Below are 25370 nucleotides of genomic sequence, written 5' to 3'. Positions count from 1 at the left end.
TTGTCTGCGTTTTTGGTTACTTTTTTGCGCCTACGACTGCGGCCAGGTGATCGAGCCGCGAATCTCCGGTCTTGCCGGGGGTGAGGTTCTTGAACTCCTCGTGTGCCGACGAAGCGGCCGGGGCCTGCTTCATGGCCTTCAAGTCGGATTTGGTGGATTCGATCGCGCCCATGAGCTTTTCGAGCATGTCGCGGATGTCGGAGAGATCCTTGCGGATCTCCTGCATTTCGGCGTCACGGGGCGAAGGGTCGTCTTCCGGGGGCGTCGGTTCGGTGCTGCCTGCGGGATCAGTCTCGCCTGCCCCGTCAACCTCTGCCTTCGGGTCGACGATCTCCGACACCCTGCCGTCCACGACGACGATGGTCTTGCCGTCCTCCGTGGTGTACTGGCCATCGGGAGCCGCGCTGCGCTCGCCGCTTTCGGACTCCTTGTGCACCATGTCTCCGGCCTTCAGGTCCTCGTCGCCGTCCCAGTAGAGCGCGCCTTTGTCGGTGGATACGACGCCGAACTCGGCCAGGAGCTTCGCCAGCCGAGTTTTGAGTTTTTCGAGTCTTGCCATTTCGTTTATTTGTTGTTTGTTGAACTGATGTGAATCCTTGGACACAGAGAAGATCCCCTCAATGGAGAAGCCTTTGAACTTCCCGGCCTTGATGTCCGACCACACGGCATCATTGGTCACATGGTACTCGCCGAAGAGGCTGCCGTCCTCCACGTCCTCGAAGTCCGCAGGGTCGATGCCGGCCGATTTGTCCTTGATGAAGAGCTGCACGAGGTTGACCCCCTCGACGTCGGATCCGGGGATGTGCATTGTGTTGACGTTGCCCTGGTTCCCCTGTTCGAGAAACCGCTCGGTCATGCGGCGAATCGTAGGAGCCGAGAAGATGATGTAGAACTCCTCACCGGTGGGGGCTACGCGATAGATCGGGAAGTCGGCACGCATGAGAACACCGCGCACGAGTCGCTTCTCCTCGTCGGAGATAGCGCACACGGGGATCTTCTTCTCGGCCGAGAATGCCATGAAGTTGCGATCAACGGCCGGATCGTCGACAAGAGATACGCACACCATGCCGTCCTCGTTGTCGCTCAATTCTGCCCAGTAGAAGGGTATATTTCGATTCAAAGTTGCCATTCTACCGGGAAATATTCATTGCCCGTTTTCTGTCCAACAGGGCACAAAAAAAGGCCGCAGTTTCCTGCGACCTTAACCCGTCATCCGGGCTGTTAGAAACTCGTCTCCGACTGCTGGACCTGCACCCGCCTCCCGGCCTGCTCGACGTCCGCATAGACCAGGTAGACACGCTGGTCGCTGGCCATCTGATTGAGCCGTTCCTCCTCGCTGGCTCCGGTGAGCGAGCGCACCGTTGCGACCTCCTGCACCACGGCCGGAGGTGTGACGATCGTCGGAGTGCTGACCGCAGCCCCGGAGGAGCTGGACGACCCGTAACCGGTACCACCGGACGAATCGACAGAAAGGATACTCTTGATGTTTGCCAACCCCGTGGCAATGGCCGCCGCCATGTTGATGACGCCCAATGCTGGGCTGGCGAATGTGGGCACCGGCATAAATGCCGCCTGGTAGGCAGCTTGTGCGGTCTGATAAGTCGATATGGTTGCCGCTGCAACTGCCATCGCTTTACCTACCGCCGTGCTCTCTCCAGCCAGCTGCGCCCCCGCCTGCAGAAGTGCTCCTGTCTGCTGGGTGATCATCCTCCTGTGCTTGAGTAAATCCTCTGCGTTCTGCTCTCTTTTTTTATTATTGGCAAGTTCCTGATTTATCCTTTTCTTGTCTACCTCGAACTCGGCAGCCATCTCCTCGTCGAGCGCTTTGATAAGTTGGTCGTTCTCCTGCTTCAGATACTTGGCCTGAATCTCGGCGATCTCCTGCCCGAATTGTTCGAGCATTACCTTCCGCCTTTCCATCGCCAGTTCTTCGGCGATCTGCTTCTCGTCGACCATCGCCTCAAAGGCGGCCAACTCCTGCCGGAACTGTTCCTGCGCCAGGGCGAGATCTCCGCTCTGCGTTCCCGCGCCCTGCTCGGCCTGCATCAAGGCCGTTTCATCCCGGAATGCGGCGTTGGCCTCACGGATGGCAGCGTTCGTCTCTTCGGCGATGCGCTGCTTCTCTGCGGCGGCCTTGCGCTGCTCCTCCGCAAGTTCGGCGTTTTTCTTCCGCTCGGCGGTGACCTCTGCGGCATAAGCGACATCGAGATCTTGTTGGTAGCCTTCGAGAGCATCCCTGGCGGCATTATACCGTTCCTGGAGCGTTTTCAAATTCTCCTCATTCGCCCGCTTTTCACGCTTTGACATCTGCTCATATTCCGCCTGGAAGGATTCGAGAGCGTTTTTCGATGCGGTGACGGCATCCTCATACTTCTGCATCTGCATCGCATTGGCCTCGGTTTCCTTACCTTGCACCCGGAGGAGGCGGATCGTGTAGTCAATATCTGCCGACAGCCGGTCCATCTGCTCCTTCTGTCTCTCCAATGCCTTGGCGCTTTCATCGGCCTGCTTCTCGATCTCCTTGTTACGGGCATTGAACAGCGCAAAGGCGACTCCTGCGGCGGCAGCAAGAGCCGTCAACACCATACCCAGTGGCGTAGCTATGAAGGCGATGGCCGCCTTTGTCATTCTTCCTACTGCCGATGTCATGATATTAAAAGCGGCTGAAACCCCTCCGCTTTTATCTACCATTTTGCCAAGAGTAACAATTTGAGATGCCTCTTCTGGCAATACTGCTCGAAGAGCCTCTTCATAACTTCCCACCGACCGCTGGAAGTTACCCATCGATGCGTCGACCTCTTTCAACTCCGCATCGAGCAGTTTGATCTGCCCCAGCATTTCGGTGCCGACGGCGCCCTCCCGCTGCTCCTTGCTCAACTGCCGGTAGGCATTGCGGAGCTGGCCCAGCGTCTGCGACATCTCGGTGTAGGATCCCTTGGCCGCAAGCAGGGCCTTTGTCGAGGCGTTCAGCGAGGAGCGGACATCGCCCTGCTCCGTGCGGAGTTTCTGCAACTCTTCCAGGTTCTCCTGCAGCTCCTGGTTGTAGTCGTCGACGGCCATCCGGCCCTCATCGTAATCCTTGGTGATTTGCTTGATCCGGGCATTGGTGGCGTCGATGCCTGCCTTCAACTCCTGCATCCGGGCCACGAGGAAGCCGAACGACCCCGTGTTCTCGTCGATGATCGCCCGCAGCTCCTGCATACTCTTGACCTGCGCATCCTCGTTTTTGGCGCTGATCTCCATCGCCTGGTTGACCTCCTCCTGCGCCTGCGACATTCGGGCCTGCGCCTCGGCAAACTCCTTGGTCCCTGCCGTCAACTCGGAGAGGGTCTTTTTCAGCTTCTCGATCTCCTCGCGGAGTTCCCGGATGGTTTTCGAGCTGGATGTCGCATCCACCTCGATCACTCGTTTGATCTCTTCTGCCATTATTTTTTGGTTTTTTACAAAAAACGCCTATCTTTGCTATTGCGTTGGAGTTATCTTCCACGTTGGATTGCCCCGCTTTGCTTCGGCGAGCGGGGTTCTATTTCGTCACTACGAACTCCTGGGTGAGCTCTCCATTTCGGATGTGGGCCCTTGATTCGAAGTAGCATCGGTTCGAAACCTCCTTCGCGTATGAATTCTTTCCGGATACCACTGCAACTGCGAACGTAACGGCGCGATCTGTATCACCGGTGATCTTATAACCAAACCCGGTCGACCAATTGGCCTTTCTGATGTGCAGATATTGAATTCCTGTTTTTACGTCATCATCTATACGCCAACGATAGTTATTGGCTTCGCCTTCCGCCGGTACGGATATTCTACCATTATCAGACACGATGAATTGGGAGTTGCTGATATGCCATCTGCGGGATGATCGTTTGTAAACTCTTTTCCCAAGAGTAATATCCATTCTCCCGCTACGTGCAGCCCCTCGCGTAAGGATAGATATTCGCTCGCCTTCTTTAAGAGGCATCGATGTCTTCACATATAGATCATTTCCATCGGTCGTCAACTGGATAATCATCTCATAGGGCATAATCTGCCCTTCGGTGTAGGCCTTCATATCCATCACCTTCACAAACTCGCATTGCACCGTTCCGACAGTCGTCAGCGAGTAGTTCGATATGCCGTTCAGCCGCCAGACGGACCCGTCGAAAAAGAAGAATTTGCGTAGCATCTCGTCGCTCACCTGGATGCCGCGAAAGTCGACGTATGCCGAGCATATCCGGGTATCGACGTTGTACATATCCTCGATATAGTTCTTCCAGTAACGGGTGTAGATCGAGGCTTCGGAGTTTACCGACAGATTGGGGATGTCGATCTCGGCCGGGATGCCGAAATCCATCATCTGCTCGATCTCGTTGCCGCTCATCCAGTGACGCCCGAATATCGGCATATCGCTGGCGACGATTCCTTCCGACAGTTCCCAGCAGGGGCCGCCGTTGAGATCGTACATCGCACTCGAATCGTCGGTGATGATGAATCGGGCGTAGGCCGTTGCCGCCGCCTCGTCATCCGCGATGCTGCCACGCAAGAAGAGCAGGATGCCTTTCCCATCGGTGGCGCTTCCGTCGTCCGTGTGGCATTGCAGTTTCGGGATGATGTCGTAGGCCGGAAGCGGAACGTTGAACGGAGTGATCGTGGCCGTAGCATCCGGCGTGATGCCTTCGAGGTCCACGCTGTCGTCCTTGTCCGACCCGTTCAAATAGAGTTTGTAGGACGCCGCCCCATTGAGGAACGTCGAGCAGATGCGCGTTCGTCCATTAAGACCCGAAGGTCCGGTTGGTCCGCTGGTGATGTTGTTGTAGTAGATAGATTTTTCCAGCACTTCGGCGCCTCCGGTGAACTCCACGCTTTCGAGTACGTCGTTGGTGTCGGCATTGAAGTCGTAGCCCGTATTCACCTTCTGATCGCCATACTCCCTGCCGTACTTATTGCGGTAGAACTCGACGAAGTCACCTTCGGCTTCGCCCGAAGCGAAGGAGAGCCACTTCGATTCGGAAACCAGCGGCGTGGTCTTGATCTCCTTCGACCGATCTATGCGATCCTCTATGTCCACGACATCGTCGGTGTAGAGCGAATTGCGGGTCAGCAGCGACACGGTCTTCGATCCCTTGTCGTAGGCGTACGACAGCCCGAATGTCTTGGAGTACGACAGCAGGAATTCCGCCGGGGTCATCGTGTCGGACAACATAATCGACTGCGTGATCTTCGAGTCGCTGCGGAGTTGGACGTCGATCTTATAATGCAGAGTGCCATCACTTACCGTCGAATCGTAAGAATTAACATCGAAATATTCAGGCGAGTACCATGGAATCTTGATTGGTTCATCATCGCTAAGCGTCCAAGTGGTAACACCGCCAGCAACAACATAGCTCACCGTTCGCACCCATATCCTAACAGATGCTTTCACAACTCCGACCCCCGAAGCAGTCAACTCTTGAAGATAATTCGATCCGATAGCATGACTTGTACCCGCAAGCGTAGTAGTATGATCCAGGGTCCCGCACACTACCAAATTAGCGCCATAGCCATAATCTGCCCCCGGGAGATTTGCTTTGTCTGCCCAATCTGCGGCGGATTCAAATTCATCAAGATCATACGAAGTGTATACTTGTATAGGACTGGCTGACACAATATCGTTATTTGCACCATAAAGAATCAGTTGCTCAAATATCATGATGCCAAGAGTCCCTTGAGAAGTTGGGCCTTTCCCTTTATTGAGGTAACTGGGTAACGGATTGCCATCGGGATTTGTTGAAAGAAAAATATCGGGTTTTACCGTTACAGTTACCAGAGCATCCGTATTCGTATTGTTAGGATTTAAATTCATTACAATACCATCCTCGTATTCGCCGATTCCGGTTTGTTCCGAATCGGCGCTACCCGAAACAGTAAAATCATCTTCCATCCCTTCCCGCTCGTATGTTGTCAGCAACGGAAGCGTTACCCACGCCTTCTCATACGCCTCGTTCGCATAATTGAAGAACGTATCGTCGAGTTTCAGTGTGAAACCCTTCGATGCGGCATATCTCCCTATGGCCGCAATCATGCCCTTCACCGAGAACACAGGCCGCTGCAGGTAGCTCCGCAGATCCTTCGTCTGCCACTCCGTGAACTCCTCGCCAAGTTCATAAAGGGCGTTGTTGTTGATCGGGCGATATACGTTGCTCCCATCCGGGTAGGACGTTTCGCCGCCTACATTTGCGGGGTTGCCGACACCCACATCGGCGCTGAAGTCGCCCTTCGGCAGTCCGTTGTAAGCCGGTGCGAAATTCACGACCTGCCACGGTCCGGCAATTCCGGCCCGAAGCGACGCCCACGCCTCGGCCACGGTCTCCTTGTTGATCGTGAACTCGATCTTGTCATCCGGGTCGTCGCTCAACAGCGGGAGGTCAGCCAACGTGAGTTCATTGCCTTCGTCGTCATACGAGAGCGTGTAGAAGAACGACCCGAGACCACCGTAGAGCGTCACGCCATACGACACACTGCCGTTCTTGTCGGTCACGCTGTCGAGCTTCACGTAGCCGGATTCAAGCAGTTCTCCGGCCTCGTCGTATATCGAGAACGGGGTGCGTACCAGCGGGCTGAAAGCCGGGCCGGTGCCGCCGCTTCCGGCCGTAGTTCTCCGGTCGGCCCGGAACATCATGCCGAAGATAGCATCGTTGTTGCGCGTCGACGGCAGCGTCACCTGCTGGGAATAGCTGTTCTTGACGATGGCCGGGTTATTCAGGTCGTCGGCCTTGTAGTTCATCTGAACCAGTGAATCGGTCGAGAGATCGGCCTCTGCATCGCCGATGTATAGTCTGATTTTTCGTCTCATAATCTCACGAAATCCTGCGCGATAGTTACATCGATCTGATAATTCACGAGCTTGGCGCCGTTGTTTCGGAAGGTCTTCTCGGTCCACGAAGTAGCCGTAAGCGTAACCGGACGGATAATGTTATCCACCAAGTCATGCAGCAGGACATTCGTAGACCCGAACAGATGGTGCATCCGCGCCGATTCCTCGTCGGTAAGCCAGTCGGTAACGAGCGATATAGTCCGATTTATATCGTTGCGGTAATTCACCGTACCGCGGTCGGAAAGATCTGAAGGCGAGTAAACCTTCTTGTACGTCGATCTGGTGTAGTTGTCGACCCGCTTGTCGTTCCCTGCCGTCAGAAGCGAATCCCATCCCCCGAAGGCGTTGACATAGTAGAGGACGTATCTGGCGCACGGCTTCACTACATCGTATGTCATCGTCGAAGATCCACCCGTCGTGTTCGCGGATATCGTGACGGATGTCGCTCCTGAAAGGCTGTCCACGCAGGCCACACCCGATGCGGGATCTCCATCGTAGAGTGTTTGCGTCTGAGGCGACGATCCTTCCGTCTGCGCAATCACCTTGGATGCCTCATACATCGAAGCGAGCAGAAGCTGCCTTGGGTCAATTTTACGCTGTACCGGGTCCGATGCGAAGTTTGGGGTGGCACCTTTGCAACTCCAATCGTTGGAGAAATCTACGGTCGCAAGAGCGGTCCCGGACAAATCCTCTACGACAAATGTCCGCTGCATTTCGGAAGATGCCATAAAGCCCGTGGTAGCCGTCGCTATTTTGGCGTTCGAAGACAAGAAAGGAGCGCATACGTCTCCGATGTTGAACGATATATCGGAAGCCCCCGGGCGCTTGTATGCCTTTCCGGTGTAGATCGTGGCCCCGTCACACTTGATGATATAAGACAGCGAATCGTCTTCGGTCTGCTGACTCACGGTGTATCCCTTCCATATAGGTGTTGCCATACTTGTGTATTTTAGGGGAAATATAAAATCTTCGTATTCCGTCCGCGCTCATCGCGTCACGAGGCTGTCGAGAGCCCCATCCACGGCGTCGGACAGGTCGGCGGTGATAGCTTTGCCTATCTCTTCGATGAACTGGTCATAGGCCAGCCCCACGGCCGTGTCGAGTGCCGGTGTGGGCTTGATGCCTTCCATGGCAATCTTTCGCCCGATCAGGAAGGCGAGCTGCTTCTCCGTCGGCAACTTGCCGTTGTCCATCGGACGGGGAATTACAGGCTTGACTTTGATCCATTGCAGAATCTTGTCCAGCGGCGGAAACCGGCTCAACGGGCGACGGCCATACTCGACATAATACCAGTAGTCCTGCAACGACAGATCCACGGCGTAGGTGGTGCCGCCCCGGTTGACCATATACCGGACGCTCTTCGACAGCAGTCCCGATGCGTCCTTGCCCATATCGCGCAGCTCCTTGCGATATGCCTCGCATACGGCCTCGCCGTATTTCGCCAGCACGGCAGCGAGGTTCGAGAAACTGATCAATGTGTTCGAATCCATTCCTGATGTTCTTTTTTCTTCTGTTCGATTTTGTCTCGGCGGTATGCCAGCATGTTGAGAAATTCAATGACCGGCATTTCCCATACCTCGGACCACGGCGTGCGCATCAATTCAGAAACGGCATCGACATTGGCAATCCAGCCCCACTTTGCAGAGAACTGATCAACCGGTTCGTCGCCTTGATCGTCTCCTCCGTCTGCGGGTTCTTCGGCATCTTCTTTGCCGAAGAGCGCAGGGTATTGATTGTTGAGCGATGCAATCTTCTCAAAAAAAAAGCAAGCAAGCCCAAAGCAGCCGTCACGGGCATGAAATCCCGGATCGCCTGCTGCACTTCGAGGATGTCGTAGCCGTCGTTATACTTCATGCCTTTCGGCACGAGGAAGCAGGAGAGCAGTTCCGCCTGTCGGCCCTCACCGGCGTTTGAGAAATTCTGAAAGTCGATGTACTGAGCCGCCACCATTTTCCGGATGTCGGTCACGGGCACGAGAGTCAGATTCCCGAACCGGTACTGCCGGGCGACATCCGACGGCCGGGGTGCCGTGCAAAGGAATCCCGCCCGGTCCATCATGGCCCGGAACTCCGGGACCTTCAGATCGAGGAGCTGGTCGACGGTCATGTCCGAGAGAATCGACAGCACGTGAAGGTTCAATTCGTTCGTGTCGCCTTCGTGGTCGGCCCGTGCTCGAAGCAGGGCCTCATACTTGCCTACCGTGAGGCTGTTGTAGTTGGTTATCATAGTCTGCTATCTGTTGATGATCTTGTAGTGTCCCGACTTGCGGAAGTCGGCAAAGGGTGAATAGGCAGCGTATCGCATCGCATCCATGAAGTGGTCGGCGAATGCCTGCGGCTCGTTCAGCGGGCGGCCGTCCTTGTCTTTCGCCCAGCAGTAGTTGCGGGCCTCCTTGATGCCCTCGACGCTCCGCTTCGTGATGAACATTTTATACTGCTGCATGAAGGCGATCTGCTCGGCCTTGCGTGTCGCCTTGTAGCTCGGCTTGCAGTTGAATCCGGCCTGCGCAATCTCGGCGATGCTCTTGGGCTCTGCAGCATCCGCGAAGATAGGGATCGTCCGCTTCGGCACCTTGTACGCATCGAGCGTGCGGATGATGTCCCGGTTGAGCATTCCGGTTCGGTATTCGAGCTGGTCGACGTAGATCTCCTTTCGCCCGGTGTGCACCTTGACGTGGACAATCACCGTCGGGTCGTTGGTGAATCCGAAGTCGATGCCGTATGTCTCGACCATATCCGACGACTCGGGCATGGCATCGATCTGCGTGAAGTCGAAGATCACGCCTTCGGCCTGCCCGATCTTGCCCTCACCGTACACCCGCCACCAGTTGCCCGATCCCTTGTTGCTCTCGATCTCGGCTACCTGCTCGGGAGTCAAAAAATCGTTGTCCTTGTACGTCGAATGAATCGACACGCACTCGGGCCGTCCCTGGATGTGTTCGTGCACCCAGAACTCCCGCACGGGGTTGTAGTCGATGATGATGCGGTCCCGGGTTCGGATGAAGAGTTGCCGGGCGGTTTCGTAGTCAACGTTCTGTGCCTCGTTGATGAAGAGCCGGTCGCGGGCCGGGCCGTGAACCTTGCCGGGGCTGTCCGCCGAGAAGAACTCTATCATGCCGCCGTTGGAAAAGGTAAATATGTTGTCGGTGCGGTTCCACTGGCGGTCATTCCATATCTCCCAGCTCTGCATGATGCTCTTGAAGTCACGGATGGCGCCTCGCTTCAGGTGGGGAAGAGTCTCCGATACCACGGATGTGATCTTCGCCGGGCTTCCGTCGGCGGCCTCGGCCAAGGCCTTCAATACGAACATCTGCAGAATCGAGTATGTCTTCCCCGATCGGGCACCTCCGCACGAATCCAGGTAGCGGGGGTGAAGGTTCCACGCCGGGAGCAACTTCTCGCGGAAGTTGCGGGAGAATGTCGCTTCCGTGATCATGTCATTTGTCCTTTACGGCCTTCGCCAGCTCCTCGGCCAGCTTGGCATCCCCGACCTGAATCACAAAGCTCGGGGCAATGACTTGCGCCTGCTTCAACTCGTCGAGGAGCGTTGCGATGAACTCCGCTGCCCGGGTGTCTGACTTGTCGATGGCCTGCTTGTACTGCGAGGCCACTACGGCAGCCAGGTAGGGAACCTCCTGCTCGGTGCCGTCCTGGTTGACGATCGTCGTCTTCATGGCTGCGAGCTCCCGGGCATACTCGCGCATGGTCTTCAACTCGCGCAGTGCCTTCTGTGACGCCTTGCCTCCCTTGCTGGAAAGCCTGCGATGCTCCTCCGGCGGTAGCTTCGATATGTCTCGCAGATTCTTATTCGTTGCCATGACCGTTTATTTTGGAGGTGAGGAAATCAAAGAATGCGTCGGCCGCATCCTGCAGGAACTGGATGGCCCGATGGATGCGGGTCGACATGGCCGACAGAACCGCCACCCACGAGAGAGTGGGCAGCGAGAATTCTCCGACGGCGATGATGTAGATGATGCCCGCCCACCAGATCATGCAGAGCGAACAGTCGAAAGGGCGGCGAATCCTGGATACCTTGGCGCCGAGCCATCGGGATAATGTGCCCTTGATACTTTCCATTACGCCGCTGACGTCGATGATATAGACGATGACAACGGCGAGGAGGAGAAGGTCAAAATATGGTCTCATTTCATGCTCTTTTTAAGTTTGCGACGAATTTCGGATACTCGGTTCTGCACCGTCGACTTGCTGACACCGAGAGTCTGCGACAGCTTGCGGACACTTCCCGTGTCGGCATACAGGATGAAGAGACGGCGGTCGGAGTCTGACAACCTTCGGAGCGCCGCCTTGCAACGGCGTACGCGGGCGTCGTCATCGTCGAACACTCCCTTGCTGGCCGTGTACTCCTCATCGAGGAGCCGCAGCCGAATGTGGCGATCGTTATTCATCTTTCAAGATGTCGCTATGCTGGGCGAATCTCCGAATCTGCCGATAATAGGGACTCGTCCGTGAGAAATATAAATTCTCGATAATCCGTACAATAAAAAAGTTGATCGCACCCCTTCGGTGGATGCGCATCAGCTTCTCTTCGTCGTAGTTGAGCAGGACCTCGTAGACCATCTGCACGAGGTCCGGGAGGGAGCGATGGCGGCGGTGGCATACGTTCGCCACCAGCCGTTCGACCAGCCCGTCCCTTGCGATGTTGTCGATAAGTTCTCGCTTCGTCATGTTGCAAACCCGAAATAAATCACTATCTTTGTTTTGAGCAGGGGTGATCCTTCGGGGTTGCCTCTTTTTCTTATTTTACCGACTATCCACGTTCGCCGACACCCGAAATTCTTTGCAGGCAGGATCATCGTGTAGCACCATAGCCTTGTTAAGATTACACCATCCTACCCCATCAAAGTTGTCGCATTCATAGTTTGCGCATTCATCGCACGTTTCCATATCGTACGCTGTTATAGTTCGTGAATATGCCGCCATCCGATCGGCTTGTACTTTGGCGCACACCATCCGCCGCCCGGGGCCTTCTGCCACCATCCGTGCTGGTTATGCTTCATAATGTCGTATTTGTTGCGCAGCGTGTCTATTTTTACCAGCACCTCGACGTCCGTCTCCGGAAACTCCTCCGGGTCGTGCCAGCGTGTTAGGTCTTGCTTCACGAAAGCAGCTCCTTCAATGAATCCTCTCCTTTCAATATTCACCAAATGGCCTTCTCTTGCTGGAAGTATTTCATCGGGGTCGAAAGCGTCAGGTATCTTCTCAATGGCTATTTCTTTTATCGTTTTCATAATTATTTAGAGGTTTTGCGAGAATCTCGCTATTCTACCAATTCAACTCTTATCGGTTTTATTTCGGGGAATCCCGTTTTATCACCACACTCGGGACATTCAATATACCAATAAGTGCATCCATCTCGATGGTCATAAAAAACTTTATCAATATCTCCCCTATCAAATTCAAACACGCATCCGCATCGCGAACATTTACGGCTGTATATGGATTTACCATACTTTGATCCGTGTGTTATAACATTTTTCATTTTCCTATCTTTTTAAGAAATTCTCAGTCTCCTCGGCGGTAGCTTTTCGCCCCGCTCGATCATTTCATACCACTCCTTTTTGAGCGGCAGGTAAAGTATTTTCATATTCCTCGATTTTTGGTTTTTATGATGCGACCCGCCCCGCCGTCTGTTCCGAAAGGGCTCTGGCCAGCGCCTCGCACATCGCCGTAGCTACCTGCGTCACCACGGCGTTGCCGAGGTACTTCTTCTGTTCCTCCTGGGTGCCGACCAGCACGTAGTCGTCACCGAATCCCTGGATGCGCTTCATCTCGGAGATCCGCAGCATCCGCATCGTCACGTCGACAATACCGTACAGCGCGCAGAACTCCTTGATGCGCCGCATCGCCGGGGTGTCATCCGCGCGGACCGCCCAGGCAATACAGTGACCTTCAAAGAACGGCCGCACCACCTGGAAGCGATCCTTCGTCGTGAGGGTCGGCGCCGGGCTGTCGATCGACGAGTTGTAACCGTTGCCGTAGTAGGCCGAGACAAAGGCGTGATGGTCGACCGTCGTCAGAGTCCCGGCCGGACCGTCGACGCCGATGTTCTTGCTCTGCGGATCTCCGCCGAACTGCTTCGACAGGAAGTTTACGCGGGCCACGCCGAGGCGGTTCTGCGTGGCGACCGTCGGGCACGGGGCATCGAGATCCGGGGCGATGTATTTCCCGGTCTTTCCGTTCACCGAGTTCCACTTCACGAGGAAGGCGTCCTGACCTCCGGCCACGAACTTCACCAGCCCGGCGTGGATCCGGTCGAGCGTGGCATCGACGAGCGGCTTGCGGCGCGTGAAGATCGACTCGCCCCGGTCGTCGAAATCCAGTACGTCGCGCACGGCACGCCAAGGTTTCAGCGAGCCTCCGAACAGATCGGCCGTCGGTTTCCGAGCGTGTGTCGGCTGGGGCCACACCATCGGCAGGCCGACCCGGGCGAATAGCCCGAAGTAGCGGACCCGCGAGGTGTAGGCGCCGAAGTCGGCCGAGTTCAGGACGCGATGGTCGAACCGATAGCCGCGGGCACATACCTCCTCTACCCATTTGCGGTAGAGGGTTCCCTTCCGTTCGGGATCCGGGATCCAGACGGGAGCGACCGTCGTCTGTTTCCGCTTGCGGTCGTGCTTGATGTCGAGCGGGCAGCTCTCGGCACCGGTCTCCGGATCGCGAACAACCTTCACCCGCAGCGGGCCCCACTCCATGAACTCGACGACGTTCTCGATCTGAATATAGTCGGGCCGCAGCACCTCGATGTAGCGGAACAAATGCTCGGCCAGCGTCCGGCTGTCGGCATCGCGCGACATGCCGCCTTTGGCCCGTGAGTGGTTCGTGCATTCGAGCGACGCCCATAGCACGACCTTCGCGTCGGGGTTCTTCATGCGCTCGGCGGTCGTGTGCGCCTTCAGGGGACCGAGGTCGAGCGTGCGGATGTCCTCGGTGAAGTGTCGGGTGTGCGGATGGTTGGCCGCGTGCGACAGAATCGCGTTCGCGTCGTGGTTCACGCAGGCAATCACCCGGGCGCACTTCCGCTCATTGAGGCGAGCACGTTCGATACCCGTCGAGGTACCTCCGGCCCCGCAGAACAGGTCGATGTAGAGGAGTTCGGCTGCCATATCAAAAGAGTTTCAGAGTCTGTGCTTGCGGCTCGTAATTCATCCAAATGCACTCCTGCATCAGAGTACCCGATCCGTTTACAATGCCGCTCCGGATATTGGTCCTCTTGAACGGAAACTTGACTTTGTACCAGTCGGCATACAATCGATTGGTGAGATTGCAGTCGTAGCTGCTGACCATAGCCAGCCCATCAATGTGGTGAAGTCGATCCGCCAAGCGCTCATGATCTTCCACCGAAAATTCATAGCGGTAATCATTTCGAGAGTTCCGACACTCTTGCGGATACGGAGGATCGCAGTAGAAGAAGGCCCCTGGGAAGTCAATTCGATCAATCGCGGTCATGTAGTCGCAGTTCATAATTTGGAAATTGTTGCGAATCTCTGCAGCTACTTCATGCAATTTTTCGACGGCATTTTTCCAGCGGGACACGCCCTCGCCAGCCTGTGCCCGGACCTGCTGTTTCGCCATGTGCCAGCCTTTCTTTTGACGCTGCGCACCCAGTCCGAAGAAGGATTGCCGCACGCGAACGTAGAATCGACGAGCCTTTTCCAAATCGGAGATCTCTGCATCTTCTGCCACCCAACTATTGTCAAACTCTACTTCCGAGTAAGGGGTCAGCCGCAAGGCCCTGACGAGTTCCTCTTCGTGATCTCGAAGCTGCGTGAAGAAATTGGTGATTTCGCCGTTGATCTCGTTTGCCGTGCGAATCACATTCCCGTGATAGTTTAGCGACACTACCATCGACCCGGCGAACAGATCGATCAAATGCGTAAAACCCACGGGAAAGTTCGCATAGAGGTATTCGGTCCATGTAAACTTTCCACCGAAGTAGTTGAATGCAATCTTTTTATTTTTGTTACCTGACATATTCAAAATTCCATTTTCGGGTTATTCTTTGCCTCCACCACCTTGTTCACCCGCTCGATCTCGTCGTCGATCTTCTTCTCTAACCTCTTGCTGTCAGAGAGTGCCCGCCCCGACCGGGTGCGGAAATACTCCTTCTGCGCCTTGCGCATCCGGCAAACCTTGTCGAAAAACTCTTTGGGTTTCATATTTTCGATTACTTTTCCAAAGTAGAACTATCCACGCCGGGATAGATCGTCGAAATTTACCGCCCGAAAATTAACATGGCGGCATCCCTTGCGTGTTCGTCAGTCCTGCCTTGCCATTTGGTGATCGTCTTGAATTGTGCCGCCTTCAACTTCGTCGTATTGTGACGCGGGGCGACCATGACGTACTCCACGCCCAGCTCACGGCAGAAGTCATCCCATATCGTGCTGTCCCGGCAGATGCTCCCTGCGCCCTTCCACTTCTCGGGTCCGCTGTTCCCGAACCACGTCCTTTGCCGGGCATCCTCGATGAACAGGCGGATGTTCTCACGACCCAGGATGTCGGCCATCATGCGGACCTTCTCCATCGCCTGAGTGATGGACACCGTGGTCACCTCGGCCAGATACCTGGCGTCGTGATCCCAAATTGCAAATCCGGTTTTCTTGCCCGGGTCTATCCCGATGTACTTCATAGCTCGTCGGGGATATTGTATCTCGCCTTGTCGACCTTCAGCACCCAGCCGGGCTTATCTGACCCTCCGATGCGGACAGGCGCGTAATCGTCGGTGGATGCATTGCGGCGGGCGGCCTCGTTGCACATTTCGGAGTAGGACAATATCCGGCACCGGACGTCTATGCTCAAAATGTCGGCTATCGTGAGCTGCTTGTAGGTGAACGTGTCGAGCACCCGGTTCACGGCGTATTCAAGCCGCCGGGACGACATATTCGTCTTGACAATGCGCTCGACCAGCAGGTTGAAGAAATCCTGGCTCATCTGCGGGAATGCCACGGAAAGCTTGTGCACGCTCTGCCGGATCTGCATCACCGTGGCGGGCGTCGATCCGAATACGGACACCTCACTACTCCCATTCCTGGCGAGTGTGAGCGCGAGCGAATCCTTCCGCAATGGCGCGGTCAAGCTCGTCGGCGCTTGGGGGTTCTGTCTTGTTGTAGGTTCGTTTGCCATTTGTGTAGTTGTTGTTCGGTTGATTTTCTACCTTCCGCAGCCAGTTGTTGAAGTGCCGTTTGCAGTCGCCCTTGTCTTTGGCCGTCTCGCCGTTGTTGGCGCAATGCGCTGCGAACTCGTCGATCCTGCGTTTCACGTACTCCGGATCCTTGTGCAGGTTGATGCAAAGCTGCTCTATCCATGCCGTTTCGGACTTCATCCACGCGGCCAGTTCGTCGATCGGTACCAGCGAGTATGTTCCCGGCGGCACCTGCGGGGGGACTTTTTCCGCGCAACCTTTTTCGGGGGTTGCAGAAAAGTCATTTACCGAATCATTGGAATCGTCCAAATCCTCGCGCGCGGTAGTCGTCGTAGTAGATATTATTCTTTTCTTTACTTTACTTTGTGGGGTTTTTGCCGTCAATAATTCAGTTGCGGCTGGGTTATTGTCGTCAATAACTCCATTGCACCCATTTTCTGCTAACAGATACTTTGCGTCATGCGGCAATCCGCGTCTGCGGGTTATGGAGAAGAATCGCTTCTGAATGCCTCGACTCGTCAGAACCTTCACCGAGTCAAACAGGGATTCGTCGAAGAATCCCCACCTGACCAAGCGGTTTACAATTTGGTCGATCAATTCAGGACTCACACCCGGGAGATCACGGAGCAGTTTGTATTTCAGCGGCTCATTCCACAGTATGAAGTATCCGTTCCGGTATACCGCACAAAGCAGCTTGATGACCGTGATTTCGCCCTTGATCCCAAATTCTCCGGATATGGCTGCGATCTTTTCGTCGGCAAAGAAGTCAACATCCAACGGGAAATAGTCTAATCCTGTCTTGTTGGGTCTTGCCATGTCATTTTCGATGTACTTTTCGGTGACACTCTTCGCAGAGAGTGATCAGTTTATCCAGGAAGTCAGCCTCGCGGCCTACGATCGACATACCCGTGTCGTCGTAGTATGTCGTATGGTGAATTTCCAGTGAATAGCTCCTGCCGCAGATCTGGCAGCGGTGGCCGTCGCGGAGTCTCACCCGGCGGCACACCTCCTGCCATTCCTTGCTCTGCAGCTTCTTCACATAGTTACTCTTCCGTCCCGGACGGTGCTGAAGCCTGCTCATACGTCTCGTTCATGTCGATACCCAACACTTCGAGGAATGCCTGCTTGTTGGTCTCAAGATTGGCGAAGAGACTCTGCTCATCCCACGACGGGATCTTGTCTACCCGGCACAACTGGAATTTCCCGTCGATCCAGGCGTAATACAGATAGTACCCGCACAGGGCCATGCGCATCGTCGATTCTCCCGGGAGGTCGACCTCCTTGTCACCGCGCTTTACCTGATATACGAGATCTCGGATCTGCGTTGTCACGGCCTGCAGTTTGTCTTTGGCCTCTTTGATGATGGCCTTGCATTGTGCCTCCACCTCCGCGAGTGCGTCCTCCAGTTTCGGCTGCTCGTCCTCCATCAACTCGGAGTAGTTGGCGCGGATCGAGGCTCGTTCGTATGCATCGAGCAAGCGGAAAGCCTTCACACCCGGCGTACTTTCGGCGATGAACTTACCCGACAACTGCTTGCGGATTTCGTCCATGTTCTTGGCACCCTCGAAGATCACCTTCGGGAACGATACGTTTTTCGGCAGTTTGAATTCCGGATGTTCCGGAACATAGTTTTTCAAATCAATCATGGTGTTGTGAATTGGATTTGGTTATTCGGAAAGATATTGCGGCAGCAATTTCGCCTTAATGTAGTCGGGCAACTTGCACTGGATGATCCCGTGTGCGCCCTCTTCGGCCTTGGCATCGAATCCCGGCCATGTATCGGCGGCCCGACATTGCTTCACGATGTCGAGCGCTTGCGCGTACTTGTACTTGCCGACCTGCAGATCCTCGGCGTCCCAGTAGAACACCGCCACCTGGAACGGAAGCACCGTCTGGGCCATGACCATCAGCGTGGCGGTGAACTCGCGGCCCGTGATCTCACCGGCGACTTTCAGATACATTCCCTCGGCCAGTTCGTAGCGGTACTTCGCGCAGTCCCGCATGAATGCCTCGACGGAGGTCGCATTGGTGGTCTTCACCGACAGAATGGCATTCACGCCGAAGTTCTCTTCGAGGAGCAGTCCGTCTGGTCGAATCTTCACTTTGAGGCCCGTCGACGTATCGCACCCGTACATAGACGTCTCGGTCTTCACGTATGGCATGATCCGCGGGAGAATGCCGCCGCCGTAGGTATTGAACGATACCTTCATGGCCCGGATGATGTCGTAATACGTGCGGTCGATCAGCGTGTACCCGGCCTTTTCGCATTGAGCTTCCATGTCCGCGGCCATCCCTTTGAGCGTCGGCAGCTTCCATGACGGGTCGATCTCAACCTGCGGTATATTCAACAGATCGGAAAAGAATCGGATCAACTCGACACACCCGCGGATGGTTCCACGGTCGGCCTTGGGTTTCACCACGACCTTTTCGAACCGACGGGGTTCGAGTATTGCTTCATGTGCGAACGTCCCCAGCTCGAAGTGTCGGACATCGCGCGGCGCGATCTCCTCATTGCGGGCGATCAGATAGTGCCGCGGAGACTTCAACGCCTCCTTCAGCAGCGAGGAACTTTCTCCTGCCGCTTTGAGGTACGTCTCCATCCGATCGTTGGCTACCCTTCCGTTGACCGCCAGCGCATAGTTGTATACGCGGCGTGGTTTCTCGGGAAGGTTATCGAGGCGGTGGATGAACTCCTCAAAAGGCGTGTACTCCGTCCGGTCGAACTGCAACGGGCAAAGTTCCTCGCCCGTTACAGTCGCCTCCGAAAGATCGTATGTCTGAAAACCTACCTCCATCACACTATTTCTTGATGACAAGCCGCTTGACGCTCCAGTTGTCGGACTTGTAGCTGTTCGTCGAGTTCTTCTTCTTGCCCAGGTAGGTGATCTCGAATGCATCGCCCGGTTTGATCGACGCCTGAAACGACTCGAAGATCCCCACCAGGCGGCGCGATCCGTTGCGTACGGCGCGAAGATCTCCGTTGACGTGCTCGGCAAACTGGGCCACCAACAGCTCGCGGGTTTCGCCTGTCTCCATTTCGACTACGTTCTCCATGTTCAGCCCCACGAAGAACAATCGGCGGGTCTCACCCTCCTTTTCGGGCGTCCAGTATTCGCCCGACATTTCGATCGGTTCGGGCTCTGCTTTCGAGAGGTCGGGAAGGTTGCGGAAATCTACCGTTGCTACGGCATTCATGTTCGTGTTTTCCATAATTCTGATTTTTATCGGTTCAACAAAATGTTCTCGTTATCCTTGTAGTATTGGTTGAGCAGCCGGACAACCCTGTGCAGCTCGACGTCGTTGTCGTAGTCGTGGGCGCCGACTACCTCGAAGCTCTCGGCAAGTTCGGCATACGGCTCCCAGATCCCCATATAGGTATATCCGCCCCGCTCCTCCGTCCACTTGTAGTTGTGCCGGATGTCGATGTCCCACGGCCCGAGAAACACCCCGATCCCGTCGCTGGTGTAAACCACACCGTCCTTGTCGCTGTCCGACATCTGGTCGATAGCCTTCACCGCATTGCGCCAGAATTCCTCAATCGTCTGTTCTTTGAGGCAGAATTCGGCCGTCGATCTCGGGATATTCGATTCACGGCCCGTGATGTACTCGCTGGGATAATACCAGAGCGATTCTACTGGTTGGTTCTGTGTGTTCATGGTCAGTCGAATTTTTCGAAAATACGGTTGAGAATGGCATCCACGGCGTTGTAGATGCGCTTGTCGGAATACACGATCCCGAACACCGCTGCTATGGCTCCCAGCCACAGCAGCAAGGTTACGAGGCTTGCCATAGTCAGAGATTCTTGTAGATGTGATGCAGGCTGTCGAGCGTCGACTTGACGCTGTCGGTGCAGGCGAAATTGCAGTTCCGAACCTGGTGGCACCATTTCGAAACAGCGGCAATTGCGCAGCGGTAGAACTCCTCGAAGGAGAGGGGATGATTCATGACGTTGCCGTTGATGATGGCAACCAGTTCGGCTTTCGTGAGCCGCGTGTAAGACGTGGTCGGGGTACCTTGTACCCGGGTCCCACTTGTGTTGTTGTTTGGCATTTGTAGAACACAAGTTTGTTTGACGTATGTATAAAAAGAGGGCGTGCCCCCTATTGTCGCCAAACAACCACAACTACGCAGAGTAGAAGTGCTACGGGAACACGCCCAAAAGAGCTTCGTATGTACTTGTTAGCTGCGTATTGCAGTTGTTTGGCAATGGCAAATATAGCGATTCATTTTGAATTGGCAAAAAATAAAACGAAAAAACCGAGGAAAAACCTCGGTTCCGTACTTATAATGCTGATATTTATCTCCGTTGTTTGGATTTGAAAAATATGAATACTCCTGCAACAGCGGCGATAGACCCGACAGCAATAGAGGCTGCCACGGAATCAAACCCCTTATATAAGGCATATCCTACCAAACCCGATAGAATCAGCACAGATATGAAAGCGAAAATAATACCCAGCAGAGTAACTCTTACGACATTTTTCGTCGTTTTGTCATCGGTTTTATGTCGATGATCCATTTCCTTCTCTGCCATATTTATAATGCGTTCCGCAGCTCCGGGCACAATCTGATCGTACTTGGCTAAATCCTCTGGACGAGGAAGAGGGCCCGAATAAGGCTGTTCAACCTGTACTAACTGGGAATTTCTTTCAACAGGATTTGTAGTTTTCATAAGCACGTCTTATATCATTTCCCACATTTACCCAATCCTGCGCCATATTTTCCGAATCGGATTTTTGACGCCGCATCTTCTGATATTTCTCTATAGGATTCTCTCCGCTGGAGAAGAAATACAGGACGCTATCAATGAATATGATAAAAAATCGTTTCATAAAGCAAATCCCTTGTTGATGCAAAAATATGTTTTTTTTGTATAACGGCAAAACATTTGTTTAATTGTTTGTAACGCATAAACAGTTTTGCCATACTTGTAGTCAAAGTTGCGGGCCTCCCGGAATCGAACATGGGACCGGAAGGGGACACCCCTGTCGGCTTTCCAACAAAAGGCCCTCTAAACCGCCCCTACCCCGTCGGGCATGATTGGAGCGGAACCGCCGCGGTCCTCACGGATGGCGGCGGAAATGGTAAGTTTGCGAATTGACCGGCTATTGTAAGCTGCCAAGGTCTTGACCCATACGGTACTCGTTAAACCGTACCCGTCGGCCCGTTTTCGTCTCGCCGTATTGTTTATCGGCGATAACGGGGAATCCCCGGTCTTTCAGCCGGGATACGATTCGTCGCAGTTCCGTTGTATCGAACATCTGTATTGCCTTCTGTACCGTCAGCCTCCCGCCAGCCAGCAGGTAGGCGAGGATTTCGCGTTGTGGGTTTCGTACCATATCAACTGTTTTTTGCTTTCAAACTTATCGACGCTGGAAACACCTCGTCAAATCCATCGAAGGCTTCTTCTACGTGCCCAATTTCTATCTCGTGCTGCCATCCGTCGATCTCGACAAACACTTCCTCCTCGTCACTTGACAAGAGAAGTTCGATCAGCTCTGATTTCTTCATAGGTCCATCGTTCTATTTTGTCCAGGTCCATGCATCCAATTTTCCCAGCAGGGTGCTCCATGAATAGGAAGAACATCTGCGCGCATCCCTTACTTGTGTCATTCACATCTCTGTATTTGTAGATCATGTGAATGGTCGCAGTCCCGCAGTGACCGATCGTTTCGCAGAAGTGAGGCTTCATCTTAAAGCGTTTCAGGCAGAAGTCGATCATTTCCTTCTCGCCTTCAATCCATTTGTATACGTACATGTTTTTGTAGTTTTGGTTTGCACCCGGATAGGCGGTCAAGCCACACCGGGTATAATGGTATTGTCGATTTCTCCCGGTGGTCCTAACCGCTCATATCATCGCAGCTTCGGAACCTGTGCCGGTTGTTCGCGCATTTCGGCTATTTGCTTACTTGCGGCGGAATCTTCAAAGCGTCCGCACGCCTGACGTATACGTCGCCAGCGTTGGTCGGAATGGTATCGGCTCCGACTGCCTCATCGCTTTGCTGTGGGGTTATTGCCAGCGATAGACCCCTCACCTCGTCGGGTGGCTATCTGAGGGTGTGGCAGGACTTGCACCTGCAACGCTTTTAATTGTCGATTGACCGGGGAACGACGTTACGTCTCTTGATCTTATTACCCGATCGGCATCCCTGCCATGCGGTTTTGGGCGACCGGTACGAGGATTTCCAACCTCTCAACTGTTTTGACCAGTCCTTTTGCGTTCGACCGCTTCAGATTCCCGTGTATCTCATTGTTCCACCACACACCCGGATTGCTATTTCATTCCCAGCCACCGCCGGATCGTGCATCGGATAATCGCCCATCGGCGCGTCCGGTTATCTTTCCGGTTCTGCCGGTATGCCTCCTCCGGCGTCAGGTCAAACACCTGGATTTCATCGCCCCGGTGGGGCCAGCGTTCTGTCATTGTCATAGATGTCAGTCTTTCAAGTGCCACTTCAATCTTCTCTTCGCACGGCGAAGCTGCTCTTTCGTCTTCGACAGCACGTCCGAGGCTTTTACCACAATCTTTGCGTCGGTAGAATCCGGATGCAGGACCAGAAGTCCGCGCTTGACATAATCCCGAACCGTGCTCGGACGCATGTCAAGGTATCGGGCAGCTTCTTTGGTTGTCATCCCTATGCCGTCGAACCGCCTCACGTCTACGCTGTGCGAAAGCAACTCCTCCTGAGCTGCGCATTTCGCCTCCAGTTGCGAATAGTGCTCAAATGCCTCGTATGCAGTCATGATATTATGCTTCGATTACATATTCAACCTCCCGACGACTGCGTCGTGTCCGGCGTGCCGCTCGCTCAAACTCTCCGCCTCCGAAGGTGTAGGCGCAGAACAAACCCAGCAGGCAGGCGGCCCCGATGCGACGCCCTATCTCGAACCTGTAATACCAGACAACCAGCGCCTGAATCGTTCGATTCCCGTCTAATTCTCCCTGCAACTTGTCGTACATCACCGACAGCGTATTGGCCACGGCCTGATACGTGACGTGCAGAGATGCCGCTATCCGTGTTATATTGCCGCCTTTCGTATTGATAACAGCCTGCATCACTCGGGTCTCTGCCCGAGACAGTATGTCGGCATCACATTTCATACGCCCCAGGGGTCGGTTATCCGGTAGCGGCGGAATATCTGGCCTACTACCTTCTTCTCTGCGGGCGACAGAGGCACGTTGCCGTTCTGTCGCTCGAAATACTGCGAGCGGCGGACACCGGTCGCCATGGTTATGGCCTCGCGGACCCTTGCGGCCTTCAGCCGATCTTTCGCAGCGAGTTCTCTTATGCCTTTTGCAAATGCGGTTGTAGGCATCGTACTCTCAGAAACAGTCTCAATCATTTGCTTTTGTCGAAATTTTTGTAAATCTTTACAGTTGCTTTTGTCCGAACCCGCGTACTTTTGTAGTACGTTCGTCCGGACAGTGCAAATATACATAAATATTCTATGCAAACAAATTATTTTGCATAATTATTTTATGCTATTTTATAAATGGTTGATTGTCAGATATGGAATTAAACGATATAATTAACGCTATCCTTTTCAAATGTGTGGAAGCCCGTGGATATTATCAGGATATAGGCGTTTTGGCCGATAGCGTGGCTGGCCGTGTGCTGTCTGATTCTGAAAAGGATGATATAGAACGCGAAATAGTGGATTCGGGACTTTTAGATCAGGTAGGCGCCGGATGGGGAGCGAATGCAAAGACTCGTGAAATATGCAAAAACGGCGGCTATGTCAAATACATAACCGCCATTAACAAGGAGCAGAAGATAAGGCACAAGGCGCAGAAAGCAAGGGATAGGAAGGATATTTTTGACTTTTCTACAAGATGGTATCCCTATATCATATCCACCATATCGATTGTATTGTCTATTTGGGCATTTATAAGAACGTTAAAATAAGTACGATAATAGACCCGATCAATGATATGGTAGAGAAGACGCACGACAATAAGAAATCAGCATCATCTTTTTCTTGTTCTGTCAGATTTATATGATGTTTCTTTTTATACCGAATGTGCCGGGCGAAATCGATAATCTTGTTCAATGTACTCATAATGTTGATGATTTGATGGATACTCTTAATTTTTAAATAAAATATCTCATAGCCACCGTTCTATGATGGCTGCGAAAATAGATCCGAAAGCAACGGCAATAACAAGAGTAAGAATCATAATTTAATGGTTTGTTTTTACAAATATACATAAATATTTTATGCAATGGGCTCCACCGTTAAATCAAGGCTCAAAGAATTTTTGAAATACCTGGGTATTGGACAAGCGAAGTTCGCTGAACGCATTGGTGTGTCTCGTGGTTTTGCAAACAATGTAGGAGACAGCATTCGGGCCGATAATTTGGCGAAAATATCCAAAGTATATCCCGAACTCAATATCGTATGGTTGCAGACGGGAGAAGGACAGATGCTGAAATCGGCGGCCTTGGTCCCCGATGAGAAAGGAATACCATACTACGACATGGACGTGACGGCGTCCATAACCGAATCGTTCCACGACGTGCGCGAAGAGGTGCAATACTATATCAACTTCCCGCCACTGAACGACTGCGACGCCGCATTCCCCGTATACGGTGACAGTATGATCCCAGACTTCTACCCCGGGGAGGTGATTCTGGTCCGAGAGATTCGCAATGTCGATTCGATGCTTTGGGGCGAGCCGTATCTCGTCATCACGAATGCCGATTGCGACAACCTGCGAACAATAAAAAACGTATATTTGTCAGAAGATAGGCAGAAATTCATCCTCCGGGCCACGAATCCGAGATATGCCGGCGACACGATAGTCCCTCGGGACTGCGTTCTGAAAATATTTCTCGTGAAAGGGAAAGTAAATAGAAGACAGCTGTAATATGACGGATCCATACGAAATATTTGGATTGTCCGACAATGCAACATTGGAGGAGGTGAAGAAAGCGTACAAATTGTACGTAAGCAAACTTCATCCCGACAAACACGACGGAGATCCATTTTTCGACGATCTTATAAAACGGATAAATGAAGCCTACAACGACATAGCCAACCCGGGGAAAACGCGCAGAAGGAGCCGAAGAACGACAGACAGCGGAATCAATGGATTGGCGTCGGAGATAGAAAGACTGAAAGCTCAATATGGGCGCGCATTGGAGAATGCGCAAAAGGAAATATCCAGGCAGATGGCCGAGGTGGCTCGCCGTGATGCCGAGATAAGCCGCCTCCGTGCAGAGGTCGATATGTTGAAAGCCCAGCATGAAAAGGACCGAAAAGATATGCAGCTCACGATCGGAGGCATCATCGTTGTGGGTTTTATGATATTCCTTGTCATAGCGGTGGCGGCGGATTGGATCAATTGAATTAGTCAAGACTTAATCTGACAGTTACGCAT

35 protein-coding genes are annotated in these 25370 nt (G+C 53.7%); 3 read left to right on the top strand and 32 right to left on the bottom strand.

Going from position 1 to position 25370, the window contains the following annotated elements:
- Nucleotides 1-16: 16 nt before the first annotated feature.
- The 32 genes from ABGT65_RS12230 to ABGT65_RS12075 all read right to left on the bottom strand — a co-directional run bounded on the left by ABGT65_RS12230 (nt 17) and on the right by ABGT65_RS12075 (nt 23305).
- Nucleotides 17-1129, bottom strand: coding sequence for an XkdF-like putative serine protease domain-containing protein (locus ABGT65_RS12230; RefSeq protein ID WP_346702531.1), 1113 nt, complete (start codon nt 1127-1129; stop codon nt 17-19).
- Nucleotides 1130-1221: 92 nt separating this feature from the next.
- Nucleotides 1222-3426 (bottom strand): hypothetical protein, encoded by a 2205-nt coding sequence (locus tag ABGT65_RS12225; RefSeq protein WP_346702529.1) that lies wholly within the window; start codon nt 3424-3426, stop codon nt 1222-1224.
- 97 nt (nt 3427-3523) lie between these two features.
- Nucleotides 3524-6808 (bottom strand): hypothetical protein, encoded by a 3285-nt coding sequence (locus tag ABGT65_RS12220; RefSeq protein ID WP_346702528.1) that lies wholly within the window; start codon nt 6806-6808, stop codon nt 3524-3526.
- Nucleotides 6805-7767, bottom strand: a complete 963-nt coding sequence (locus tag ABGT65_RS12215) for a hypothetical protein (protein WP_346702526.1) — start codon at nt 7765-7767, stop codon at nt 6805-6807. Before ABGT65_RS12215 ends, ABGT65_RS12220 begins: the two co-directional genes overlap by 4 nt.
- A gap of 48 nt (nt 7768-7815) precedes the next feature.
- Nucleotides 7816-8319, bottom strand: a complete 504-nt coding sequence (locus tag ABGT65_RS12210; RefSeq protein WP_346702524.1) for a hypothetical protein — start codon at nt 8317-8319, stop codon at nt 7816-7818.
- A 106-nt stretch (nt 8320-8425) separates the two neighbouring features.
- Entirely contained in the window at nt 8426-9055 is a 630-nt protein-coding gene (locus ABGT65_RS12205) for a hypothetical protein (protein ID WP_346702522.1), read from the bottom strand.
- Nucleotides 9056-9061: 6 nt separating this feature from the next.
- Entirely contained in the window at nt 9062-10264 is a 1203-nt protein-coding gene (locus tag ABGT65_RS12200) for a terminase large subunit (RefSeq protein ID WP_346702520.1), read from the bottom strand.
- A gap of 1 nt (nt 10265) precedes the next feature.
- Nucleotides 10266-10646 (bottom strand): hypothetical protein, encoded by a 381-nt coding sequence (locus tag ABGT65_RS12195; RefSeq protein WP_346702519.1) that lies wholly within the window; start codon nt 10644-10646, stop codon nt 10266-10268.
- On the bottom strand, nt 10633-10974 hold the full coding sequence (locus ABGT65_RS12190) for a hypothetical protein (protein ID WP_346702517.1): 342 nt from the start codon (nt 10972-10974) through the stop codon (nt 10633-10635). Before ABGT65_RS12190 ends, ABGT65_RS12195 begins: the two co-directional genes overlap by 14 nt.
- Nucleotides 10971-11234: a sigma factor-like helix-turn-helix DNA-binding protein gene (locus ABGT65_RS12185; RefSeq protein WP_346702515.1), complete on the bottom strand. Its 264-nt coding sequence runs from the start codon at nt 11232-11234 to the stop codon at nt 10971-10973. Before ABGT65_RS12185 ends, ABGT65_RS12190 begins: the two co-directional genes overlap by 4 nt.
- Nucleotides 11227-11514 carry a hypothetical protein gene (locus ABGT65_RS12180; protein ID WP_346702514.1) on the bottom strand — a complete coding sequence of 96 codons (288 nt, stop codon included), beginning with the start codon at nt 11512-11514 and terminating at the stop codon, nt 11227-11229. The genes ABGT65_RS12185 and ABGT65_RS12180 overlap by 8 nt, the downstream gene beginning before the upstream one ends.
- Before the next feature lie 230 nt (nt 11515-11744).
- Nucleotides 11745-12077, bottom strand: a complete 333-nt coding sequence (locus ABGT65_RS12175) for a hypothetical protein (protein WP_346702513.1) — start codon at nt 12075-12077, stop codon at nt 11745-11747.
- A 375-nt stretch (nt 12078-12452) separates the two neighbouring features.
- The gene (locus tag ABGT65_RS12170) at nt 12453-13952 is read right to left on the bottom strand and encodes a DNA cytosine methyltransferase (protein ID WP_346702511.1); all 1500 of its coding nucleotides are present in this window, start codon (nt 13950-13952) and stop codon (nt 12453-12455) included.
- Between the two features lies 1 nt (nt 13953).
- Nucleotides 13954-14820 carry a DNA adenine methylase gene (locus ABGT65_RS12165; RefSeq protein WP_346702509.1) on the bottom strand — a complete coding sequence of 289 codons (867 nt, stop codon included), beginning with the start codon at nt 14818-14820 and terminating at the stop codon, nt 13954-13956.
- 2 nt (nt 14821-14822) lie between these two features.
- Complete coding sequence (locus ABGT65_RS12160) at nt 14823-15005, bottom strand: hypothetical protein (RefSeq protein ID WP_346702507.1); 183 nt, start codon at nt 15003-15005, stop codon at nt 14823-14825.
- A 56-nt stretch (nt 15006-15061) separates the two neighbouring features.
- Nucleotides 15062-15475, bottom strand: coding sequence for a hypothetical protein (locus ABGT65_RS12155; protein WP_346702505.1), 414 nt, complete (start codon nt 15473-15475; stop codon nt 15062-15064).
- On the bottom strand, nt 15472-15858 hold the full coding sequence (locus ABGT65_RS12150) for a hypothetical protein (RefSeq protein ID WP_346702503.1): 387 nt from the start codon (nt 15856-15858) through the stop codon (nt 15472-15474). The genes ABGT65_RS12155 and ABGT65_RS12150 overlap by 4 nt, the downstream gene beginning before the upstream one ends.
- 4 nt (nt 15859-15862) lie before the next feature.
- Entirely contained in the window at nt 15863-16804 is a 942-nt protein-coding gene (locus ABGT65_RS12145; protein WP_346702502.1) for a DUF4373 domain-containing protein, read from the bottom strand.
- Nucleotide 16805: 1 nt separating this feature from the next.
- Nucleotides 16806-17069, bottom strand: coding sequence for an HNH endonuclease (locus ABGT65_RS12140; RefSeq protein WP_346702500.1), 264 nt, complete (start codon nt 17067-17069; stop codon nt 16806-16808).
- A complete protein-coding gene (locus ABGT65_RS12135; RefSeq protein ID WP_346702498.1) occupies nt 17032-17634 on the bottom strand; it encodes a hypothetical protein in 603 nt (200 codons plus the stop codon). Before ABGT65_RS12135 ends, ABGT65_RS12140 begins: the two co-directional genes overlap by 38 nt.
- A gap of 21 nt (nt 17635-17655) precedes the next feature.
- Nucleotides 17656-18783 (bottom strand): PD-(D/E)XK nuclease-like domain-containing protein, encoded by a 1128-nt coding sequence (locus tag ABGT65_RS12130; RefSeq protein ID WP_346702496.1) that lies wholly within the window; start codon nt 18781-18783, stop codon nt 17656-17658.
- A 4-nt stretch (nt 18784-18787) separates the two neighbouring features.
- Nucleotides 18788-19198, bottom strand: coding sequence for a hypothetical protein (locus tag ABGT65_RS12125; RefSeq protein ID WP_346702494.1), 411 nt, complete (start codon nt 19196-19198; stop codon nt 18788-18790).
- Between the two features lie 11 nt (nt 19199-19209).
- Nucleotides 19210-19644: a hypothetical protein gene (locus ABGT65_RS12120; RefSeq protein WP_346702492.1), complete on the bottom strand. Its 435-nt coding sequence runs from the start codon at nt 19642-19644 to the stop codon at nt 19210-19212.
- Nucleotides 19645-19646: 2 nt separating this feature from the next.
- Entirely contained in the window at nt 19647-19778 is a 132-nt protein-coding gene (locus ABGT65_RS12115; RefSeq protein WP_346702491.1) for a hypothetical protein, read from the bottom strand.
- 2 nt (nt 19779-19780) lie between these two features.
- On the bottom strand, nt 19781-20038 hold the full coding sequence (locus ABGT65_RS12110) for a hypothetical protein (RefSeq protein WP_346702489.1): 258 nt from the start codon (nt 20036-20038) through the stop codon (nt 19781-19783).
- A gap of 247 nt (nt 20039-20285) precedes the next feature.
- Entirely contained in the window at nt 20286-20660 is a 375-nt protein-coding gene (locus ABGT65_RS12105) for a DUF2335 domain-containing protein (protein WP_346702487.1), read from the bottom strand.
- 433 nt (nt 20661-21093) lie between these two features.
- Complete coding sequence (locus ABGT65_RS12100) at nt 21094-21327, bottom strand: helix-turn-helix domain-containing protein (protein WP_346702485.1); 234 nt, start codon at nt 21325-21327, stop codon at nt 21094-21096.
- Between the two features lies 1 nt (nt 21328).
- Nucleotides 21329-21499 carry a hypothetical protein gene (locus tag ABGT65_RS12095; RefSeq protein ID WP_346702484.1) on the bottom strand — a complete coding sequence of 57 codons (171 nt, stop codon included), beginning with the start codon at nt 21497-21499 and terminating at the stop codon, nt 21329-21331.
- 763 nt (nt 21500-22262) lie between these two features.
- Nucleotides 22263-22418, bottom strand: a complete 156-nt coding sequence (locus tag ABGT65_RS12090) for a hypothetical protein (protein WP_346702483.1) — start codon at nt 22416-22418, stop codon at nt 22263-22265.
- Nucleotides 22419-22423: 5 nt separating this feature from the next.
- Nucleotides 22424-22732: a helix-turn-helix domain-containing protein gene (locus tag ABGT65_RS12085; RefSeq protein WP_346702482.1), complete on the bottom strand. Its 309-nt coding sequence runs from the start codon at nt 22730-22732 to the stop codon at nt 22424-22426.
- A gap of 4 nt (nt 22733-22736) precedes the next feature.
- Nucleotides 22737-23045 (bottom strand): hypothetical protein, encoded by a 309-nt coding sequence (locus ABGT65_RS12080; RefSeq protein WP_346702480.1) that lies wholly within the window; start codon nt 23043-23045, stop codon nt 22737-22739.
- A 41-nt stretch (nt 23046-23086) separates the two neighbouring features.
- Nucleotides 23087-23305, bottom strand: a complete 219-nt coding sequence (locus ABGT65_RS12075) for a hypothetical protein (protein WP_346702479.1) — start codon at nt 23303-23305, stop codon at nt 23087-23089.
- Nucleotides 23306-23499: 194 nt separating this feature from the next.
- Here ABGT65_RS12075 and ABGT65_RS12070 point away from each other — a divergent pair, with 194 nt between their 5' ends.
- The 3 genes from ABGT65_RS12070 (at nt 23500) to ABGT65_RS12060 (ending at nt 25338) form a co-directional block, all read left to right on the top strand.
- A complete protein-coding gene (locus ABGT65_RS12070) occupies nt 23500-23895 on the top strand; it encodes a hypothetical protein (RefSeq protein WP_346702477.1) in 396 nt (131 codons plus the stop codon).
- A gap of 317 nt (nt 23896-24212) precedes the next feature.
- Complete coding sequence (locus tag ABGT65_RS12065; RefSeq protein WP_346702475.1) at nt 24213-24857, top strand: S24 family peptidase; 645 nt, start codon at nt 24213-24215, stop codon at nt 24855-24857.
- Between the two features lies 1 nt (nt 24858).
- Complete coding sequence (locus ABGT65_RS12060) at nt 24859-25338, top strand: J domain-containing protein (RefSeq protein ID WP_346702474.1); 480 nt, start codon at nt 24859-24861, stop codon at nt 25336-25338.
- The last annotated feature ends 32 nt before the right edge of the window (nt 25339-25370 follow it).

The organism is uncultured Alistipes sp. (assembly GCF_963931675.1).
In the GTDB taxonomy this organism is placed as follows: Bacteria; Bacteroidota; Bacteroidia; order Bacteroidales; family Rikenellaceae; genus Alistipes.
Note: the sequence above shows the minus strand (reverse complement) of the source record. Positions and strands in the feature narration are given on the sequence as shown.